General features: G+C 58.2%; 13 protein-coding genes and 2 rRNA genes. 4 read left to right on the forward strand and 11 right to left on the reverse strand.

Translation table 11 applies throughout. The annotated features are described in order from the left end of the window. The 6 genes from RX395_RS07130 to uvrA form a co-directional block, all read right to left on the reverse strand. Complete coding sequence (locus RX395_RS07130; RefSeq protein WP_035138896.1) at positions 1-957, reverse strand: ABC transporter permease; 957 nt, start codon at positions 955-957, stop codon at positions 1-3. A 157-nt stretch (positions 958-1,114) separates the two neighbouring features. Further along, entirely contained in the window at positions 1,115-2,728 is a 1,614-nt protein-coding gene (locus RX395_RS07135; RefSeq protein ID WP_035138897.1) for an ABC transporter substrate-binding protein, read from the reverse strand. A gap of 363 nt (positions 2,729-3,091) precedes the next feature. Further along, a complete protein-coding gene (gene uvrC, locus RX395_RS07140; protein WP_316366513.1) occupies positions 3,092-5,032 on the reverse strand; it encodes an excinuclease ABC subunit UvrC in 1,941 nt (646 codons plus the stop codon). Between the two features lie 6 nt (positions 5,033-5,038). After that, a complete protein-coding gene (gene murJ, locus RX395_RS07145) occupies positions 5,039-6,619 on the reverse strand; it encodes a murein biosynthesis integral membrane protein MurJ (protein WP_316366515.1) in 1,581 nt (526 codons plus the stop codon). A 105-nt stretch (positions 6,620-6,724) separates the two neighbouring features. Then, entirely contained in the window at positions 6,725-7,225 is a 501-nt protein-coding gene (ybaK, locus tag RX395_RS07150) for a Cys-tRNA(Pro) deacylase (protein ID WP_316366517.1), read from the reverse strand. A 135-nt stretch (positions 7,226-7,360) separates the two neighbouring features. Continuing rightward, complete coding sequence (gene uvrA, locus RX395_RS07155) at positions 7,361-10,237, reverse strand: excinuclease ABC subunit UvrA (protein WP_316366519.1); 2,877 nt, start codon at positions 10,235-10,237, stop codon at positions 7,361-7,363. A gap of 193 nt (positions 10,238-10,430) precedes the next feature. Between uvrA and RX395_RS07160 the strand changes: the two genes are divergently transcribed. The 4 genes from RX395_RS07160 to RX395_RS07175 all read left to right on the forward strand — a co-directional run bounded on the left by RX395_RS07160 (position 10,431) and on the right by RX395_RS07175 (position 16,553). Continuing rightward, positions 10,431-12,584, forward strand: a complete 2,154-nt coding sequence (locus tag RX395_RS07160) for an LTA synthase family protein (RefSeq protein ID WP_316366521.1) — start codon at positions 10,431-10,433, stop codon at positions 12,582-12,584. A gap of 145 nt (positions 12,585-12,729) precedes the next feature. Beyond that, on the forward strand, positions 12,730-13,560 hold the full coding sequence (locus RX395_RS07165; protein ID WP_022094864.1) for an Mrp/NBP35 family ATP-binding protein: 831 nt from the start codon (positions 12,730-12,732) through the stop codon (positions 13,558-13,560). Next, a complete protein-coding gene (locus RX395_RS07170) occupies positions 13,561-14,832 on the forward strand; it encodes an NAD(P)/FAD-dependent oxidoreductase (RefSeq protein ID WP_316366523.1) in 1,272 nt (423 codons plus the stop codon). It begins immediately after the preceding gene. 80 nt (positions 14,833-14,912) lie between these two features. Then, entirely contained in the window at positions 14,913-16,553 is a 1,641-nt protein-coding gene (locus tag RX395_RS07175) for an NAD(P)/FAD-dependent oxidoreductase (RefSeq protein ID WP_316366525.1), read from the forward strand. Positions 16,554-16,618: 65 nt separating this feature from the next. On the opposite strand, the gene uvrB is transcribed toward RX395_RS07175, so the two are convergent. The 5 genes from uvrB to RX395_RS07200 all read right to left on the reverse strand — a co-directional run. Next, the gene (gene uvrB, locus RX395_RS07180) at positions 16,619-18,859 is read right to left on the reverse strand and encodes an excinuclease ABC subunit UvrB (protein WP_316366527.1); all 2,241 of its coding nucleotides are present in this window, start codon (positions 18,857-18,859) and stop codon (positions 16,619-16,621) included. A gap of 51 nt (positions 18,860-18,910) precedes the next feature. Further along, a complete protein-coding gene (locus RX395_RS07185) occupies positions 18,911-19,492 on the reverse strand; it encodes a lytic transglycosylase domain-containing protein (protein ID WP_022093787.1) in 582 nt (193 codons plus the stop codon). Then, positions 19,485-20,126, reverse strand: a complete 642-nt coding sequence (gene coaE, locus RX395_RS07190) for a dephospho-CoA kinase (protein WP_035138906.1) — start codon at positions 20,124-20,126, stop codon at positions 19,485-19,487. The genes RX395_RS07185 and coaE overlap by 8 nt, the downstream gene beginning before the upstream one ends. 191 nt (positions 20,127-20,317) lie before the next feature. Then, positions 20,318-20,433 (reverse strand): 5S ribosomal RNA (gene rrf, locus RX395_RS07195). 142 nt (positions 20,434-20,575) lie between these two features. Beyond that, positions 20,576-20,753 (reverse strand): 23S ribosomal RNA (locus tag RX395_RS07200); the annotation flags it as partial.

Genomic DNA, 20,753 nt, shown 5'->3' on the forward strand with positions numbered 1-20,753 from the left:
CTACACCGTCCTGATGCGCGGGTTGATGAGCAGGTAGAGCATGTCAACCACGATGTTGATGATGATGAAGGCAAGAGCAACGACGATGACGACGCCCTGAACCAGGTTCGCCTCGTTGCCCTGAACGCCCTGCAGAATCGCGGTGCCCATGCCGGGGAGGTTGAAGATAACCTCGATGACGACGGCGCCGCCCATGAGGTAACCGATCTTAAGACCGAGGGTGGTGACCGGGGTGATCAGCGCATTGCGAAGAACGTTGATGCCGACGACGACCTTCTCGGGAACGCCGGCGCCGCGAGCCATACGGACATAATCCTTGTCGAGCTCCTCGACCATGGCGGTACGCACGATACGAGTCATCTGGCCCGTCAGCGGAAATGCCAAGGCGATAGCGGGCATGATCATACGTCCCAGATAGCCAACCGGATTCGTGGTGAAGTGAGGCAGAGCACCCGATGCCGGGAGCACCTTAAGGTAGGAAGAGAACAGAAGGATCAACAGAACGGCAAGCCAGAACGACGGGGTTGCCAAGCCGGCAATGGAAAAGACGCGGATCACTTGGTCCGGCCATTTGTCGCGATACAGTGCCGCGATGACGCCGAGCAAAAACGAAACGACCGCACCGATGGCAAGACCGATGAAGGTCAGCTGCATCGTGACGGGCAGGGCCGTGGAGATGCGCTTGGCAACGGAGTTGCGAGCAGCACCATAGGTGCCCATGTCGCCATGGATCAAATCGCCCATATAGCGCACGTAGCGCACGGGCCAGGGGTCGTCCAGACCATACTTCTCATGGTACTCGGCAACCGCCTCTGGCGAGGCGCCGTCACCCAACGCCGTGTAGGCGGGGTCGGTCTTGGAGAACGACATAAGGAAGAACACCAGGACGGTGACGCCCAATGCCATGATCGGCAGCGCCACAAGACGCCTTCCAATCAAACGTAGCAAGTTGTTCACGTTCTCTCCCCTTTCTTTTGTCGGTAGGACCAACTGGTATATGAGTACGGATACTCATTACAAGACCCGAGCGACATCGTTGCCGCCCGGGTCTTTGTTTCAACTATGAGGATACGGTCCCAACGACCGACATCCTGCATACAGACTCAAGCGAGTCTTACGCCTTGACGGTCGCAACGCCCCTGAAGGACATGCTCGTCGTGCCGATGCCCTTGAAGCCATCGAGGGCCTCGCCGTTGGGCGCAGTGGACGGATCGTCCCAGGAAGCGGAGACGGTCTTGACGTGGACAACGGGGTACAGAACGGCGTTGTCGGCAATGATGTCGAAGCACTCGTTCCACTTCTTCTGCTGCTCATCGCCCTCAGCGGCGAGAGCCTCGTCCATGAGACCGTGGAGCTTCTGCCACTCAGCGGACTCCTTCCACGGGCAACGGGTCTGCATCCAGACGTTGTCGCCGTACCACCAGTTGAGCAGCAGGTCAGGGTCGGCGCCGAAGCAGGAAGGATCGCCAGGGGCAAGGAGGATATCGTAGGCCTCGCCGCCGTCGATGGCAGCGTAGGTGGCCGGCGAGGTATCGGTCTGGATGGTCACATCGAAGCCGAGAGCGTCGAGGTCGTTCTTGACCTGGGCGGCCATGCCCTTAATCTGCTCGTTGTCGGTGGTGCGCAGGGTGATGGCACCCGGGGTGATGCCAGACTCCTCGATGAGCTTCTTAGCCTTCTTGGCGTCGGTCTTGTACACCGTGGAAGCCTCATGATAGTTGGTGAAGCTCTTGGGCAGGTAGCAGCTGGCAGCGGTGGCAAGGCCGGCGAAGGTGTTGCTGACCATCTTCTCAGTGTCGAGCGCATACATGACAGCCTGACGGACCTTGACGTTGTTCCAAGGCTCCTTGGCGACGTTGAACATGATGAAGCGGGTGCCGAAACCCTGAACGTTATCGATCTTGCAGCCGGCGCTCTCGAGCTGGTCGACGGCGTCAGCGGTAACGAGCTCCATAACGAGCGTGGAGCCCTCCTGCTGAGCGGTAACGCGAGCGGTGGGGTCGGTCAGGATGCTGTACTGGATCTTCTTATCCTCGGCAGCATACTCACCGTTGTACTCAGGATTGGGAACCAGGGTAATCTCGGTATCGGAGATAGAGTCGTACATCCAGGGGCCGGAGCCGATCGGCTGCTTGGCGCGATCCTCCTCGGTCTGAGTGGCCGGGGTAACGCGGACGATGGCCAGACGATCCTTGAGCAGGGAGAAGTTGGGGACCTTGGTCTTGACCGTCACGGTGCTGGCGTCCTTGGCCTCGATGGACTCGAAGGGCTGGAAGAACGGAGCATAGGTAGCGGAAGCGGCGCAAGCGGTGTAGGAGGCAACGACATCGTCAGCGGTGACCTCGGTGCCATCGGAGAACTTGGCGCCCTTGCGGATGGTGACCTCGAAAGTGGTGTCGTCCACGGACTTAGGATCGTCGGTGGCGAGCTCGTTGAAGGTGCTGTAGTCGTGGTAATCGATGCCGTAGAGGCCCTCGACGACGTGCCAGTTAGCACCCAGGCCCACAGCGGAGCCGGTGCTGGCGGGATCGAAGCTGGACGGAGCGTAAGCGGAACCAGCGGTGATCACGCCGCCGCCACGGTTGGCGGAATCGGTGGAACCGGAAGCGGAACCCTCGTCGCTAGAGCTGCCACCGCAGCCGGTGAGACCAAGCCCTGCGACAGCAGCGACGCTGCCGGTGAGGCCGAGGAACGAACGCCTGGACATACCCTTGTTGATGATGGCCATGTCTTCTCCTATCAATAGAGAATCTTACTCGGGAGCACCTAGACTTGCCCCCGCGCAACTTGCGGACGATATATACCTTACCTACCGACGAACCCAACTGAGGTGCCGCGCTCGGCGACCGATACATACATACGCTTGAACGGTATTTACTACCGTTCACCGAATTCGTTGACAAACGATTCGCCAGACAGTATGTATCGGCGAGGTGAGATATCAGTCTTCGTCAACCCGCAGGATAGCAGGGTTTTCGCTTGGGTTAGTCAAACGTTTTAGCGTTAATAAAACCCGAAACCAGCAGGCAATCATGGCGAAATAAATGGTTGAAAATCGCGCAATCATGTATATCAGTTGTTTGGCTCGTGTTTAGCTATCGGAATGGCCAGCCGCCGCCTCGGCGCGCTCGGCATTCCATGCAACGAGCGCCTCGTGGACCGCCTTGGCAACATCGGCAGGTATGCCGCGAACTTCCGCGATCTCTTGCTCGCTCGCCGCGCGCAAACGCTTCATCGAGCCAAAATGGCGCATAAGGGCACGTTTTCTGGTGGGTCCCACGCCTGGAACGTCATCGAGTACCGAAACCGTCATGGCTTTATCGCGCAACTCGCGATGGAACGTGATGGCAAAACGGTGCGATTCATCGCGAACCTGTTTAATTAGATAGAGCGAAGCAGACCCGGTCGGCAGCACGACGGGAGTCTCGTCCCAAGGCACGAAAACTTCCTCATCGGCCTTCGCCAAGCCACAAACCGGTATATCGAGCCCAAGAGCCTCAAGTTGCTTGATCGCAGCGGTCAATTGCGGCTTACCGCCATCGACAACGAGCAAATCGGGGCGCGAGCCAAAGCGCTCGTCGACCATGCGCTCGGGAGCATAGCGTCGTCCCAAAACCTCGGACATCGACACGAAGTCGTTTGCCTCGTCCAATTCGGCCTGAATTTTAAAACGACGGTACTGGCTCTTGTCGGCGCGTCCGTTGGTAAACACCACCATCGAGGCGACCGTAAAGGTTCCATGCAGCGTCGAGATATCGAAGCACTCGATACGCATCGGCGGCGCCGGCAGCGCCAGCGCGCTTTCGAGCTCCAGGAGCGCTTGATTGGTGCGGTCGTCAGCGTACCCCGTTCGCATCATGTAGCGCATGAGGGCATGGCGCGCATTTTTGGATGCCATATCGAGCAAACGGTGCTTTTCGCCACGCTGCGGCCTATGGAGATGGCAGGAACGCTCGCGCTTGCCTGCAAGCCACTCCCCCAGCGCCTCCGCATCCTCAAGCTCGACAGAGAGGTTTATCTCAGCTGGAATATCAGCCGTCTCGTCGTAATAGCGCTTAAGGAAGCCCGATTGAAGTTCCTCTTCGTCGACATCCAAACCCTTATCGAGAATAAACTCGCAGGTTCGAACCGTTCGACCCTCACGCACGACAAAGACGCAAGCGGCGGAGATGGTCTCCTCGCGATAGAAACCGATGACATCGATATCGACACTGGAGGGAAAAACGACTTGCTGACGGTCGTCCAGACCCCTGATGACCTCCAAACGACGTTTGACGCGTGCCGCGCGCTCAAAGTCGAGCGCCTCGGCGGCATCCGTCATCTCGGAGGTCAGCTCATCGACGACATCCTTGCGATGGCCCGACAAAAAGCGCTCGACACGCTTGACGTTCTTGGCATAGTCCGTAGGAGAAATCGCGCCGACACACGCACCTGGGCCGCGCCCGACATGGTAGTCGAAGCAGGGACGCCCGTTTTGCGCGCAAATCATATTGACGATGTCTTCCTCGCCCTTGTGGGACTCGACGATACGACGACAACGACGCCACTCCGCACAAGAAGCCGAGCAGATCGGGATCACCTTGCGCAGCGTGTCAATGGTCTCACGCGCCGCGCGGCTATCGGTATAGGGACCAAAATAACGCGTTCCCGGCTTATGACGCTCGCGCGTGTATTTGATAGCGGGATACAGGTCGCCCTTTGTAATGGCGATAAAGGGGTAGCTCTTGTCATCCTTGAGGTCGACGTTAAAGTACGGATGGTACTGGCCGATCAGGTTGCGCTCGAGTACAAGCGCCTCATGCTCGGTTTCGACAACGATGTAGTCAAAGCTCGCAACCAATTGCATCATGAGCGGTATTTTTTGGCGCTCATCCTGCAGCGTCACGTACTGGCGCATACGGGAACGCAGGTTTTTCGCCTTGCCAACGTAGATGACATCGCCCTTGGCATCTTTCCAAAGGTAACATCCGGGCTGCGTGGGAACGCGCGAAACCTGCTCGGCGAGTGTTGGAATGTTGTCGTGACCGGCCACACGCACCTACTTGCGACGAAGCAGCGCCGAGACCTCGGGCATCTTAAGAACGACGGCAAGGCCAAAGGTAACAGCAAGCGAGACGACACCCGCAACGCAAACATAGCCAAGAGTAATCAGAATCGAGCCGCCAAGTGCCCCGACAAAGTGTTCAAGCGCATACATGACGCCGGCGCCTGCGGCAGCACCTAGGCCACCGAGCAAAAGGCCAAAGAAACCGCCATGTAGGATAGATTTGACCTGAAGGCCACGCAGGCGACGACGCAGCCACCACAGCGAACAGCCGACCAAGATCACGTAGTCGACGACATACGAAAGCGCGATTGCCGGCATACCGAAGCCCAGCACAACGCCAAACAGCAGAACCGAGCCGGCCTGGCCGATGGCGGAATACAGGCAATAGCGGCTATAGGGCTTCATGTCGAGCAAGGCAGAGAAGCTCTTCTGCATCAACACGACCACGCCGTAGAGCGGCAGCGAGAGCGCCAGGTAGACAAGGTACTCGGACACCAGCGTCACGCCGGACTCATCAAACTTGCCGGCACAGTAAATCATGTTGAGCGGACGCGCGAAGACAATCAGGTACAGCGCGAACGGAATCAGGAAGAACAGCATCTGGGCGACACCACGCGAAATGCCCGTGCGAACGCTGTCGTAATCCTTCTCCTGCGCGTCGTGAGAGAGCTCGGTATAGAGCGCCGTCGAAAGCGAGGCGGCAATCAGCGCGTAGGGCAGCGTGTACCACAGGCGCGCATAGGCGATGACGGAAGGACCAGTCTCGGGCTGGACCACCAGCGCGGCAGCGTTGGTGATAGAAGTCGAGACAAACATGCACACCGTGGCGAGCAGCGTCGGGATACCAAGCGCAATCGTCTGGCGCAGTGCGGGGTCCTTAAAGTCGATATGGATATGGGGATGCACGCCGTGCTTGCCAAGCGCGGGAATCTGACATGCCATCTGAACAAAGACACCGAGGGTCGTACCGGCCGCAATCAAGATGATGCCGGTACGTTCGCCAAACTGTGCGGACACGGGCGCAAAACCCATAAAGCTCGCAATGACGATCACATTGTTGAGGACCGGGGCAAACGTCGACCAGAAGTAGTCGCGGTGTGCGTTGAGAACGCCCGAGAACACCGAGCCCAAACCATAAAACAGAATCTGGATGGCAAAGAAACGGAACATGAACGCAGCGGTATCCATGCTGCCGCCGTCACCCGAAAGGAACGATTGCGTCCAGATAAAGCCCGGGGCGAACACGGTCCCCAGCAACGAAATGCCACCCAGCACCAAAAGCAGAATGCCGAGCAGGTTGCCCACGTACTCGTTCGAGGCCTCGCGACCCTGCTCACGCCTCACGCCCATGTACACGGGCAAAAACGCCGTCACGAGCATGCCGCCCATCACGAGTTCGTAGAGCATATTGGGCAGGTTGTTGGCGACCTGATAGGAGGACGAGAGTAGCGACATGCCGATAGCGGCCGCCATTGCCCACGTGCGGATAAAACCGGTGACGCGAGACACGATGGTCAGGATGGTCATAAGCCCGGCGGAACGACCAACCGTGGAGTAGTCCGACGAGCCCATGTCGTCAGTGTCATCTCGCGACGAAGGAGCTTCGGACGAGGGTGTCTGAGGCGCAGATTCTCTTGCAAAATGAGCTCCGCGCTTCAATTCTTCCTGCGGCATCGCTCAGTCCTCTCTCGTAATCGCGGCAACCGTCGCCCCGCAAAATGCAATTAAATCATCGGGTGCAAGCTCGAGCTGATAACCACGCTTGCCTCCCGAAATAAAAATGGTATCCCAAAGGATACATGTCTCATCAATGAGCGTCCGGTAGCGTTTTTTCATACCGACCGGGCTGCAGCCGCCGCGAACGTAGCCAGTCGCCGCAAGCAAATCCTTCACATGCATCATGGCCAAGGACTTCTCCCCCGCGGCACGCGCGGCGGACTTTAGATCGAGCTCGTCGGCAACAGGGATGCAGCACACGACATAGTCGTTGGACGGTGTCACGCAGACCAAAGTCTTAAATCCTTGACCGGGCTCCTCGCCAAGCTGCTCCGAAATCGCGACCCCCAGGCCCACCGACTCATCACCATCGTCTTCGTACGTATGTAGAACATAGGAAATGCCGGCACTTTCCAGCTCGCGCATCGCATTGGTTTTTGGCGTCTTTACAGCCTTTGCCATGACATATCCTTTCCCTCGCATTCGGACGCAAAGATTAAGTATATGTCCAATTCGACTGCATACGTCACATCGGCACAGCATGCGCCATCGAATCACAAGGAGTCGATGGCGCCCATAAACTGAATCGCCTATTTATTAAGCATCAAGTTGAGCCTGACGCTCCCGGTCACGCCTGAGCAACGGCGCCAAAAACTTGCCCGTATAACTCTGCGGACAGTCCGCAACCTGCTCCGGTGTGCCCGAAACCACGACGGTTCCGCCGCCGTTACCGCCCTCGGGACCCATATCGATCAGGCGGTCGGCAACCTTGATGACATCAAGGTTGTGCTCAATCACCAGCACCGTGTTGCCCGCATCGACCAAGCGCTGCAGCACATCGAGCAGCTGGCGGACGTCCTCAAAATGAAGACCGGTCGTCGGCTCGTCCAAAATATAGAACGTCTTGCCCGTCTGGCGTCGATGAAGCTCCTTGGCGAGCTTCACACGCTGCGCCTCGCCGCCCGAGAGAGTCGTGGCGGGCTGGCCCAGGCTCACGTAGCCTAAGCCTACATCGTACAGCGTCTGGAGCTTGCGCTTAATCTGCGGGATATTCCCAAAGAAGGCCAGCGCCTCGGTGACGCTCATGTCGAGCACGTCCGAGATGGTCTTGCCACGGTAGGTGACCTCGAGTGTCTCGCGGTTGTAGCGTTTACCGCCGCAAACTTCGCAGGGAACGTAGATATCGGGAAGGAAGTGCATCTCAATCTTGATCTGCCCGTCGCCCTTGCACGCCTCGCAGCGCCCGCCACTCACATTAAAGGAGAAACGACCCGGCGAGTAGCCGCGCGCCTTCGACTCCGGCGTACTCGCAAACAGCGCGCGAAGATCATCCCACAGGCCGATATAGGTAGCAGGGTTGGAACGCGGCGTGCGGCCAATCGGCGACTGGTCGATATCAATAACCTTATCGATACACTCGATGCCCTCGATTTTTTTATACGGACCCACAGGGCGCGTCGAACGGTGAATAGCATTCGTAAGGGCAGGCGCAATGGTGTCGGTAACCAGGGAGCTCTTGCCCGATCCCGACACGCCGGTAACAACCGTAAGCGTACCAAACTCGATCTTGGCGGTAACGTTTTTGAGGTTGTTGGCTCGAGCGCCCGTAATTTTAAGGCAGCCGCGACCGGGCTTGCGCCGTTCATCAGGCACCCGAATCATTCGTTTGCCGGTCAGATAAGCGCCCGTCATCGACTCAGGACACGCCATGATATCGGCAGGCGTTCCCGCCGCGACTACGTGTCCGCCGTTGACACCGGCGCCGGGCCCCATGTCGATCACGTAGTCGGCGGCACGGATTGTATCCTCGTCGTGTTCGACAACGATAACGGTATTGCCGATATCGCGCAGGCGCTCGAGCGTCTTGATCAGGCGCTCGTTGTCACGCTGATGAAGACCGATCGAGGGCTCGTCCAGAATATAGAGCACGCCCATGAGACCCGCGCCGATCTGCGTTGCCAGTCGAATACGCTGTGCCTCGCCACCAGAAAGCGTCGCCGAGGCACGATCGAGCGTCAAATAGTCGAGTCCAACATCGACCAGAAAACGCAAGCGCTCCAGAATTTCCTTGACGATACGACCGCCGATAAACTGTTGGCGCTCGGTGAGTTCCAGGCCCTCAAAAAACTCGAGCGATTCACGGCACGACAGGCAACAAACCTCGTAAATGGACTTGCCGCCCACGGTGACGGCGAGCATCTCGGAGCGCAAACGAGCGCCGTGGCAGGTCGAGCACGGCTCCTCGCGAATGTACTTCTCCAGGCGCGCCTTGGTGTTCTCGTTCGTCGTCTCGGTATAGCGTTCGTACAGGATGTTGCGAACGCCCGAAAACTTGGTATCCCACTGGCTGCGACGTCCGTCGAGCTTTTGGTAGTCGACCGAGATCTTCGTATCGCCCAGGCCATCCAAGAATGCACGACGCACGCGAGGGGGCAAGTCCTCCCACGGCGTATCAGCGTTCACCTTAAAGTGTTTGCAGACCGCAGCAAAAATCTGCGGATAGTAGTTCGAATTGCCAAACAGGCTACCAAAGACTCCGTCGGCAATGGACTTCGAGGGATCCTCAATCAGCGCCTCGGCATCAACGGTTTTCTTAAAGCCCAGGCCGTCGCACTCAGGACATGCGCCATAGGGAGCGTTGAACGAAAAATCACGCGGCTGAAGATCGTCAATGGAATGTCCATGCTCCGGGCACGCCAAGGCCAACGAATACTCCAGAAGCTCGCCCTCGGTCCCCTCGGGAGCATCACGATCGGGCAGCATGTACACGTTTACATTGCCGTGAGCCAGCGCGGTCGCCTGCTCAACAGACTCGGCGATACGGCCAAGAGAGTTCTCACGGATCACGATGCGATCGACCACGACCTCGATATCGTGCTTGAACTTTTTGTCCAGATCGATAGGGTCGTCGAGCGAGCGCACTTCGCCGTCAACGCGCACGCGGCTAAAGCCCTCGGCGCGAAGGTCCTCGAACAGTTTGGTGTACTCGCCTTTTCGCCCGCGCACCACCGGTGCCAGCACAAACGCGCGGCGGCCCTCCCCCGCCGCCAAGACCTTGTCGGCAACCTGGTCGGTCGTCTGGCGCTCAATGACGCGGCCGCATTCGGGACAGTGCGGGGTGCCCACACGAGCGAACAGCAGGCGCAGATAGTCATAAATCTCGGTTACGGTGCCAACCGTCGAGCGAGGGTTTTTAGACGTCGTCTTTTGGTCGATCGACACCGCCGGCGAAAGGCCGTCGATTGAATCCAAGTCGGGTTTGTCCATCTGGCCCAAGAACTGGCGCGCATAGCTCGAAAGGCTCTCGACGTATCGACGCTGGCCCTCGGCATAGATAGTGTCAAATGCAAGCGAACTCTTGCCCGAGCCAGAAAGACCGGTAATGACCACGAGTTGGTCACGCGGAATGGAAACATCGATATCACGGAGGTTGTGCTCACGAGCGCCGTGAATAACGATAGAAGAATCAGACATGGAAGCTCCTTGCCTCCTATTGCATCGAATCATACTGCCGATGAGTTTAGCGCACTCGACGCGCACAGATGTTCGTAATACAAGATTCGCAGACCTTTAGCTTTGCGTATCGGGTGCTTTGTTTCTCGAAATGCCGCGGAAAGGTTACAGTAATCTAATACTGAACTTAATTTGCTGTAACAGAGGAACGTCCATGACCGAAGATATCCCCCTTGAAATCACTTCGAGTGACATGGCCAATCTGCCCATATTCATCGCCATCCTTATCGTGGCCACCGTCGTCGTGCGCGTGTATTTTTCAATCAAACACAATGAAAAGCCGCCCATTGCCCGCGTCTTTTGGTGCGCGACGCTCCTCATCCCGCTCGGCATGGTAGCTGCATGGATTACGAATCAATTGCTCGTAAATGAGGACAGTTCCCTATGGGTCCTTTCTTATTCGGCGCTCGGTGCTGCCGCCGTCATACTTCTTGTCGAGCCCTTGGTTTCGGGACTTATCGACCAAACCGATCTTGCGACGGGAACAGTTGCCTGTATTTGCCGTGACATCCTTGTCATCGCCGCTGTTTCAGCGCTCTCGTTCGTTTCACTCGAAATTGCCTGCAACGAAACGTTCTATCGCATTCCTGCCAACTCATTCGGGTTTTCCGTCGGGCTGCTCGCGACGGTTCTGCTCTCCCTTTATTTGCTGGGACAGCGTCATGGAGGCGTCATGGTCCTCGTGCCCGTCGTCTGTTGCATCCTTGGCATTGCCGAGCACTTCGTCATTACGTTTAAAGGCGAAGCCATCCTGCCAAGCGATATCTTGGCCCTTGGCACCGCAATGGAGGTGAGCGAGGGATACGAGTTTACCTTTACCGCCGGAATCGTAACCTCTCTCGCCCTGCTGGAGATTTCTCTGGGGCTTCTTTCGCTTATCCGACCGCGAAAGCTCCGTACGTCCACCCATGTCTTCCCCGCAATCGCCGCTAACCTCTGCGCTTTTCTGCTAGTGACCGTTGTGGGGCTCTCGGGCTTTTCCAGCATCGACTTGGAGCAGGCGCTGGATTTTGGATTTGACCGTTGGCAGCCCATCACCACATATACGTCTCAGGGTTTTATCACTTCGTTCACCGAAATGGTCAACGAGTTGCCCATTGAGAAGCCCGAAGACTATACGCCCGATGAGGCGCAGAGCATCGAGCAGGAGCTCGCCGCCGCCTACGACAGCACGTATGGCTCGAGCGAGCAGCGCGCGGCTGCCGTTGCCCAGTTCAATGAAATCAAGCCGACGCTTGTTGCCGTCATGAACGAGAGTTTTAGCGACCTTTCGTGCTTTGAGCAGCTCCAGGCGGCCGGGTACACCGGCCCCGCATTCTACAACTCGCTTCCCGACACACTTGTTCGCGGCACCATGCTCGCTTCGGTCACCGGTGGCGGAACGGCAAACTCCGAATTCGAATTTTTGACCGGAGCGACAACGGCCTTTGTCGGATTAGGCAAGATCCCCTATCAGCTGTATCAGATGAATGGCGTCAACAGCCTGGCAAGGGACCTTAAAGAGCTTGGGTATACCGCTACCGCCATGCACCCGCAAAACCCCGTCAACTACCATCGAGATAAAATCTATCAGCAGCTGGGCTTTGGAGACTTTCTTTCAATCGGCGATTTCGAAGGTGCGCCCTGTTACCATGCCGGCGTATGCGACTACGCCACCTACGACAAGATACTCGACCTGCTTAGAACCGACGAAGCGCCGCAGTTCATCTTTGACGTCACGATGCAAAATCACGGCGGCTACGACTATGGCACCGTTCCCGCCGAAGAGCTGACAAACTATTGGGTCGAGGGAGCCAGCGAGGGCGCCAATAGCGCGCTCAACACCTATCTCACCTGCATCAACGCATCCGACCGGGACCTCGAGTACTTTATCAACGAGCTCCGCAATATCGGCAGACCGGTTGTCCTTGTCTTTTTTGGCGACCATCAGCCGAGCGCCGCAACGACTCTCAACGACGAGCTGTACCCTCAGGAAGACACGGCAAGCCACGCTTTCCGTGTCTATCAGTCGACCTATTTCGTCTGGGCTAACTATGAAATCGCCGGCAATACCGAGCTCAACGTCTACGACACCGTCGGGGCAAACGAGATTGCAGCCATTACCCTTAATAAGATCGGCGCCCCGCTCACCGACTATCAAAAGGCCCTGCTTGCAACAAGATCAGATGTGCCCACCATCAATGTCGCCGGCTATCTCGGTGCCGACGGGCTGCGCTACGACTTGGAATCTGAAGACAGCCCATACACCTCGACGATCGACAAGCTGCAGCGCATGCAATACCTCGAGTTCGCCAGCAAAGTTCAGTAAGCCCGCCCATTCGCTTGGGCCCATCGTATTGCAAGCACGCTCGGCCCAAATGCATCGCAAATGACTCCCGCTCGCAAACGAGGGTACAATGACGCTCGTGTCACATCGCGGGGCCCCGGCCCCAACATATACAAAGGAGTCATACATGGGTTGCGAGCACGCACAGGCCGCCGGCGGACAAACGTCGCCGTCGCAATTTGAGGAGAATACGCTGTCCGAGGTCAAGCGCGTCATCGCCGTGCTTTCCGGCAAGGGCGGTGTCGGCAAGTCGTTTGTCACCGGTGCCATCGCCACCGAGCTTGCCCGCCACGGCCACAAGGTCGGCGTCCTCGATGCCGACATCACCGGTCCCTCCATCCCCAAGATGTTCGGTATGAGCGGACGCCACGTCCATGCCCTTGGCAACCTTATGCTGCCTGAAATCTCCGAGCACGGCGTCAAGGTCATGAGCTCCAACCTTCTGCTCCAAAACGAGACCGACCCCGTCCTTTGGCGCGGTCCGGTCATCGCAGGCGCCATTAGGCAGTTCTGGAGCGAGACCTCGTGGGGCCCCATCGACTACCTGCTGGTCGACATGCCTCCGGGAACAGGCGACGTCGCGCTCACCGTCTTCCAGTCGCTGCCCGTCGACGGCATCGTTATCGTCACGAGCCCGCAGGATCTGGTCTCGATGATCGTCGCCAAGGCGGTCAACATGGCCGAGAAGATGAACGTCCCCATTCTGGGCATTGTCGAGAACATGAGCTATATCGAGTGCCCCGACTGCGGCAAGAAGATCGAGGTCTTTGGCAAGAGCAAGCTCCCCGAGGTCGCAGAGCGCTATAACCTCGACATCTTGGGCCAGCTTCCCATTAATCCGGCACTCGCCGAGGCCTGCGATAAGGGCGAGGTCGAGACCGCGCTGCCCGATGGCATGTTGCCCAAGGCAGTCTCTGCCGTCGAGGCTATTACCCCGCACGAGACCGACGAGGCCTAAGTGAACACGAGCGCCTTCTATGACGTCCTGGTAATCGGCGGCGGAGCTTCAGGCCTCGCCGCCGCCATTACGGCCGCACGCGCTGGCAAAAGCGTCTGCATCGTTGAGCGCGATGTCGCCTGCGGCCTAAAGCTCCTTGCGACCGGTAACGGCCGCTGCAACCTCTCCAACGAATCGATTGATCCTCAGCGGTATAACCACCCCGCATTCGTCGAATCCGTCATGGGCCCCCAGCCCGAACAAGAGCTTATGGGTTTCTTCTCCTCGCTGGGCATCATGACAACCTCCGAGGAAGGCCGGCTGTACCCGCGCTCCCTTCGCGCCGAATCGGTGCGCGACGCACTTCTCAATGTTTGCGACCGCCTGGGTATCACCTTAATCTGCGGAGCCAACGTTGCCTCGGCACACAAAGCTTCCGAAGGCTGGGCACTCCAAATAGACCGTCCAGCGCGGGCGCTCAAGGCAAAAAAGCACGACGACCGAAAATCGGAGCTTCGCTCGCTTCGGAAAGCGCTCGCCGATGTCCCTCGCAAGAACGAGGCCCTGCAGGCACATGCCGTAATTATCGCCACGGGCGGCAACCCCACCGGTATCGCCGATACGTTTCGCCTCCCCCTCACTTCGCTGCGCCCCATCCTCTGCCCCGTATCGGCAACGGTCGTCGGCGATCGGGCGGCACTCAAGACGTTGGATGGCCTGCGCGTCCGCGCCCGCTTGACGCTCGCCCGCAATCATAATGAGCTCTGGCACGAAGACGGTGAAGTCCTGTTTCGAACCTTCGGTATCTCGGGCGTCGCTGTCTTCAACCTCTCCCGTCGTATCCAGCGCGGCGATACGATCCTGCTCGACGTTTTCCCCGACCTCTCCAAAGACGAGCTGCTCGATATGCTCAACCGGCGCGTTGAGCTGCTCGGCGGCTTTTCTCCCCGCGATCCCCGTTGGCTCGACGGCATGCTCGCCCCGCAACTCTCCCGCGTCGTCTGCACGACGTTCGAGCAGTGCCATCCAGGCTCCAACGATGTCATCCACCTGGTCTCAATCCTCAAACACTTTAAGTTGCTCGTCGAGGGAACAGCCGAGGAGCGCTCGGCGCAGGTCACGCGTGGTGGCGTATCTGTCGAGAGCATCTCAATACCCAGTCTACGCGCGCGCAGCGTTGTCGACGCCCCGCTTTACGTCTGCGGCGAAGCGCTCGACATCGACGCCGATTGCGGAGGCTTTAACCTTGCGTGGGCATGGCTCTCGGGCATTCGCGCTGCAAGCAGCCTGTAGCCGCGCAGTCTATAATCAAAAACGCATTCGGGCCGTCTGGGATACCGGACGGCCTCTTTCTTGCCTCTAAGGAGACCTCGATGATCGAAATCACCCAAGTCAACGCGTCGCTCGATGAAGCCGGCGATGAAAATGCCTGCCTCATTGTTGGCAAGCGAGTCGCCAAGCGCGTCCTACGTTGCAAGGACTCCGAGATCAAGTCCATCGTGCTCCATCGCAAGTCAATCGATGCTCGCAAAAAACGAGACGTCCATTTTATCCTGAGCTTTCGTGTTGAGCTGACCAGTCCCCACCTCGAGCGAGAAGCGGTCGACAGCGTTTCCGAGCGTGACCGCTCGCGCGTACGCGCGATAGAAGACGATGGGTCTTCATTCCCCACCCCCGTCTCCGACGCACCTCAAGAACGCCCTGTCGTTGTCGGCGCCGGATGCGCTGGCCTTTTCGCTGCGCTAACTCTCGCCGAAGCAGGTCTTAAGCCCTTGCTCATCGAGCGCGGCGACCCGGCATTTCGCCGCTCGCATGCGATCGACCTCTTTCTAAAGGAGCGCATCCTCGACCCCGAGAGTAATATCCAGTTTGGTCTGGGCGGCGCGGGGACCTTCTCGGACGGCAAGCTCAATACGGGAACAAAAAATCCCGCCCATCGCCTTATCCTCGAAACCTTCGTCGAGGCGGGTGCGCCCCGCGATATTCTGTGGGATGCCAAGCCGCACATTGGCTCCGACATCCTTCCCACGGTTGTCACCGCCATATCCCAGCGCATCGAGCAGCTCGGAGGTGTCGTCCGTTATCGAACAAAGCTCGTCGACATTCACATCGACGCGTCTGGCGCCATTACCGGTATTGATGTCCAATCGTCCCAAGACGCCGCTTGCGAGCCAATCGAGACAAAGCACCTCATCCTCGCCTGTGGGCATTCTGCTCGCGATATTTTTGAGCTCCTTAAAGACCACAACGTGGCCCTCGCACAAAAGACCTTTGCCATGGGCGTTCGCATCGAGCATCCGCAGCGCGACATCGACCGAGCCCAATATGGAGCCTCGGCGGGACATCCTGCCCTCGGAGCAGCCCCCTACAAGCTCGTCGCCCATCTTCCCAACGGCCGCAGCGTGTTCTCGTTTTGCATGTGCCCCGGCGGGCAGGTTGTCGCCGCCTCTTCCGAGCAGGGCCACCTGTGCGTCAACGGCGCCAGCCTCAATGCCCGCGACGGACGCAACGCAAACGCCGCCCTGCTCGTTAACGTCACGCCTGAGGACCTTCCCAACGATGACCCGCTCGCCGGCATCGAGCTCCAGCGTGCCTGCGAGGCGGCCGCCTATCGCCTGGGCGGTTCCAACTGGAACGCACCGGCACAGCTCGTCGGAGATTTCCTCGCAGGACGCGTCAGCATGGCGCCCGGAAAGGTAAAGCCCACCTATCCGCTCGGTGTGACCTGGACGGCAATTGACGAAGCCCTGCCGCAGCATATCGTCGAGTCGCTCCGCCTGGGACTTCCCCTACTCGGAAAAAAGCTACGAGGCTACGACCGCCCCGATGCCGTTCTTACCGGCGTGGAGACTCGTTCAAGCTCACCGGTCACTGTCACCCGAGACCGAACGTGCCATGCCGTGTCGACCCCTGGCCTCTACCCTTGTGGTGAGGGAGCTGGATATGCCGGCGGCATCATGAGCGCGGCCACCGACGGCATCCGTTGTGCCGAAGCCCTGATCGCAGACCTCTAGCGCACGAATTCCAGCACGCAAAAGACACAGGCCCCGAGCTCCACAGGGAACTCGGGGCCTGTTCGCTATTTCTTAAACCGTGCACCCTGGCGTTTTCTGCCCGATGCGAACGTGGAACCCTTGCGGGCCTGCGAACGTAAGCGCTCGATCGTCTCGTCCTCAGACGCACCCTCGAGCATCGCCCGAATCTGAACGACGGCATCGCGCAGGCGCGCCGCCTCCTCAAAGTCCATGGCGGCAGAAGCGTTGCGCATATCCTCTTCCATGGTTTCGACGATCCGCACAAGCTCGTCATGCGGCAGTTCTTCCAACTGCTCCGCAAGTGTCTGCTCGGGTGCCACCGTTTCCGGCACGCCGCCCTCGCCCGACTCATCGGGCGTATAGAATGCGCCATGGCCAAGGGAGTCGCCCTTCGAGCGCCCCTTGGAACCCACGGTTTTTTCGGCTTCGGCAATAAAACTTGAGATGTCGTTGATGGCTTTGCGCACCGTCTTGGGCACAATGCCATGCTCTTCGTTATATGCCATCTGAATCTCGCGACGGCGCTGCGTCTCCTCGATGGCCTCTTTCATCGAATCGGTCACAACGTCCGCATACATGATGACTTCGCCATCGGCGTTACGGGCCGCGCGGCCAATCGTCTGAATCAGCGAACGGCGGTTGCGCAAGAAGCCTTCCTTATCGGCATCGAGAATTGCCACCAGTGAGACCTCGGGAAGATCCAAGCCCTCGCGAAGCAGGTTGATGCCAACGAGAACATCAATCTTGCCCTCGCGCAGCGTTCGCAGGATCTCGACACGGTCCATTGTCGCCGTATCAGAATGCATGTAATTGACCTTAATGCCCGCATCAAGCAGATGGTCGGTCAGGTCCTCGGCCATGCGCTTGGTCAACGTGGTCACCAGCACGCGCTCCTTGCGGGCAACGCGCTCGCGAATCTCGTCCTCAAGATCGTCAATCTGACCGCGAACCGGACGCACGTCGATCTTGGGATCGAGCAGACCGGTCGGACGAATAATCTGCTCAACGTCGTTCTGGCTCACCCGCAGCTCGTAATCGCCCGGCGTGGCCGAAACATAGATAAACTGGGGTATCCTTGCCTCAAACTCATCGAAACGAAGCGGGCGGTTATCGAGCGCCGAGGGCAGGCGAAAACCGTGTTCCACCAGCGTCACCTTACGCGAGCGGTCACCTTCGTGCATGCCGCGAATCTGCGGCACCGTCACATGGCTCTCATCGATGATGCAGAGCATATCCTTGGGAAAGTAATCGATTAGGGTAAACGGCGGCTCACCCGGCTTGCGACCGTCCAGATGACGCGAGTAGTTCTCGATGCCGTTGCAAAAGCCCATCGTCTCGAGCATCTCAAGATCATAATCGGTGCGCTGCTGCAGACGCTGCGCCTCGAGCAACTTGTCGGTCGCCTTGAGCTCCGCTACGCGCTTCTCGCACTCTTCGCTGATCGATTTCAGAGCCGTCTTGACCTTCGGCTTCTCGGTCACGTAGTGCGATGCCGGCCATACGGGGATGGCCTCGTACTCACGAAGCATCTCACCGGTGACCTCATCGATCTCGGCAATCAGCTCGACCTCGTCGCCAAAGAACTCAAACCGCAACGGATGCTCGGCATAAGGCGGATACACGTCGACAACATCGCCGCGCACGCGGAACGTGCCGCGTGCCAGGTCATAGTCATTGCGATCATATTGAATGTCGATAAGTGCATGGATAAAGTCATCGCGCTCGAGCGGCACCTTCTTGTCGACGTTTGGAGCCAGACCCGCATAGTCCTCAGGAGAGCCAATGCCATAGATACACGAGACCGATGCGACAACGATCACATCGCGTCGAGAGAGCAGCGATGCGGTCGCCTGATGTCGCAGCATCTCAACCTCTTCGTTAATCGAGGAGTCTTTCTCGATATATGTATCGCTTTGCGGCACATACGCCTCGGGCTGATAGTAGTCGTAGTACGAGACGAAGTAGACCACAGCGTTGTTGGGAAAGAACTCTTTGAGCTCGCTCGCAAGCTGAGCGGCGAGCGTTTTATTCGGAGCCATGACCAGCGTCGGCTTTCCCAGGGCCTCAATAGTCTTTGCCATCGTGAAGGTCTTGCCCGAACCAGTCACGCCCAGCAAAACCTGATAGCGGTCTCCGTCCCTCACGCCCTGCACAAGCGACTCAATGGCCTTAGGCTGGGAACCGGCAGGCTCATAGGGAGACACGACCTTAAACGGCACGTCAGAGCCTTCAACGCCAAAGCGCTTAAGTTCACCACCAACGCGTTCTACTTCAAATTCCGCCATGGATACTCCTAACTCATATATCTGCAGTATACGCAGGCGGCAGGCATAGTCCTATACGAACCGATCGGGATAGAGGGTCTTGTAGCGAACCCAGGCATTATTGACACGAATCAGATACGCCTGCGTCTCGGGAAAGGTGATTGCATTATGAAGCGACGTACTCTGCTGCGCCCATCCGTCGACATTGCCCATGCCGGCGTTATAGGCGGCAATGGCACTGTCAGTCGACCCGTTAAAATACGCTAGAAGATACGAGAGATACGCACAGCCAAACTCGATATTCGTAGCCGGATCGTTAAGGTTGTCGGCCGAATACTCGCCACCGTCGACAAGGCCCTTGGCGATCATATCCTGGGCAGTCTCGGGCATCAGCTGCATCAATCCCTGAGCACCCTGATTCGACTCGGCCTCGGGATCCCAATTCGATTCAGACTTAATGACAGCGCACACCAGATACGGATCCAGATTATGCGAAATACTGGATTGCTTTACATACGCCTCGTAGTCAATCGGATACAGCGGCTTAAAGAAAGCGGCAGGAGCATACGAGTAAACGAATGAGATAAGGCCGAAGGCAAAAACGGCAGCCAGCGGTATAAGGCGATACCACGTAAGGAAACGTGTCTTAGGCATCGGCCTCCTCCTTATCCACTACATCCCCGAACCCATGGCGCGAAAGCCATGCGTCCAGTTGTTCAAAGAGCGAGTTATCGTCTGCCGCATTGTCAATCACAGTTGTAGCGAGATTGCACAGCGCAGACTCTTCGGGCTGGCAAGCAGAACGGGCATCGAAATCAGATGGCTCCATGCCACGTTGAATAGCGCGCTCGCGACGAACTGACAAAGGGGCGCTGATGACCAAAATTTCATCAGCCAAGCCAAATGCATCCTCAAAACCAGTCGGAGCAGAAACCTCGACCACCGCAAAAGGATAACGGGGAGATGAAACAGTACAACAAACCGGATCGAGAATCCTAAGCGAAAGCTGTTCAATCAGAATGGGATGCACGATGTCATTGAGCCGTGCGACCGAATCAGGAGAAGCGAAAGCTCGAGAAGCGAGGATGCCGCGGCGAATGCCGCCTTCCTCATCCAAAATGTCCCAACCGAATTCATCCGCGAGTGTATTGACGATATCAGAGCCCGGCACATACAGCGATTTTGCAAGCTCATCCAGATCGATAAGCATAGCGCCACGAGATTCGAAATAGCGGCAGGCAGTCGACTTACCCGAAGCAATATTGCCCAAGACAAATACGGTAAACATCAAGCCCTCCCTAACGCCAATGCGAGTAATTATCGCTCAAATACACTAGATGGACTCAAAATACAGCCAAACAGTAAGAGCGCATACGGGGGAGCTAGGTCCCAAAGTACAACGTGTATACAACGCAAAAAGGGGGAGGCCGCGAGGCCTCCCCCTTCTCAGTTCAAGCGTACGGCTCGGTGCCGTCCACCGGTCAGCGGCGCCCTGGCCTCCCACGGGCTGACCCCGCAGTACTCTCGGCGCGATGGGGCTTAGCTTCCGGGTTCGGAACGGGACCGGGCGTGCCCCCCATGCTCTGGCCGCTGACCGGTGGGCGGCGCCCACCGTTACGGTGTCCGGGTGTCTTCTCACGTGCCCTGGGGGCCGCATGGCGCATAGGAAAGATGACTCGGGGGCATCCTCGTGCCCGGACCGCGCATGAGCGCATGTCCCGCGGGCCGCGAGGTGCGGTTCCGGAAGAGCTCGGGCGATTAGTGCGGCTCGGCTGAGGCTGTCGCCAGCCTTGCACCTGCCGTCTATCGACCAGGTAGTCTACCTGGGCCCTTACCGGAAGGAGAACTAATCCCTGGAACGGCTTCCCGCTTAGATGCCTTCAGCGGTTATCCGCGCCGCACGCGGCTACCCGGC

The organism is Collinsella aerofaciens, from assembly GCF_032584215.1.
Taxonomy (GTDB): domain Bacteria; phylum Actinomycetota; class Coriobacteriia; order Coriobacteriales; family Coriobacteriaceae; genus Collinsella.

Excerpts from the sequence above, each read along its gene's own strand:
- RX395_RS07185 (WP_022093787.1), bottom strand. The coding sequence starts at position 19,492 with ATGCCTAAGACACGTTTCCTTACGTGGTATCGCCTTATACCGCTGGCT.
- RX395_RS07135 (WP_035138897.1), bottom strand. The coding sequence starts at position 2,728 with ATGGCCATCATCAACAAGGGTATGTCCAGGCGTTCGTTCCTCGGCCTC.
- RX395_RS07175 (WP_316366525.1), top strand. The coding sequence starts at position 14,913 with ATGATCGAAATCACCCAAGTCAACGCGTCGCTCGATGAAGCCGGCGAT.
- uvrB (WP_316366527.1), bottom strand. The coding sequence starts at position 18,859 with ATGGCGGAATTTGAAGTAGAACGCGTTGGTGGTGAACTTAAGCGCTTT.
- uvrA (WP_316366519.1), bottom strand. The coding sequence starts at position 10,237 with ATGTCTGATTCTTCTATCGTTATTCACGGCGCTCGTGAGCACAACCTC.
- murJ (WP_316366515.1), bottom strand. The coding sequence starts at position 6,619 with ATGGGCTCGTCGGACTACTCCACGGTTGGTCGTTCCGCCGGGCTTATG.
- coaE (WP_035138906.1), bottom strand. The coding sequence starts at position 20,126 with ATGTTTACCGTATTTGTCTTGGGCAATATTGCTTCGGGTAAGTCGACT.
- ybaK (WP_316366517.1), bottom strand. The coding sequence starts at position 7,225 with ATGGCAAAGGCTGTAAAGACGCCAAAAACCAATGCGATGCGCGAGCTG.
- RX395_RS07160 (WP_316366521.1), top strand. The coding sequence starts at position 10,431 with ATGACCGAAGATATCCCCCTTGAAATCACTTCGAGTGACATGGCCAAT.
- RX395_RS07165 (WP_022094864.1), top strand. The coding sequence starts at position 12,730 with ATGGGTTGCGAGCACGCACAGGCCGCCGGCGGACAAACGTCGCCGTCG.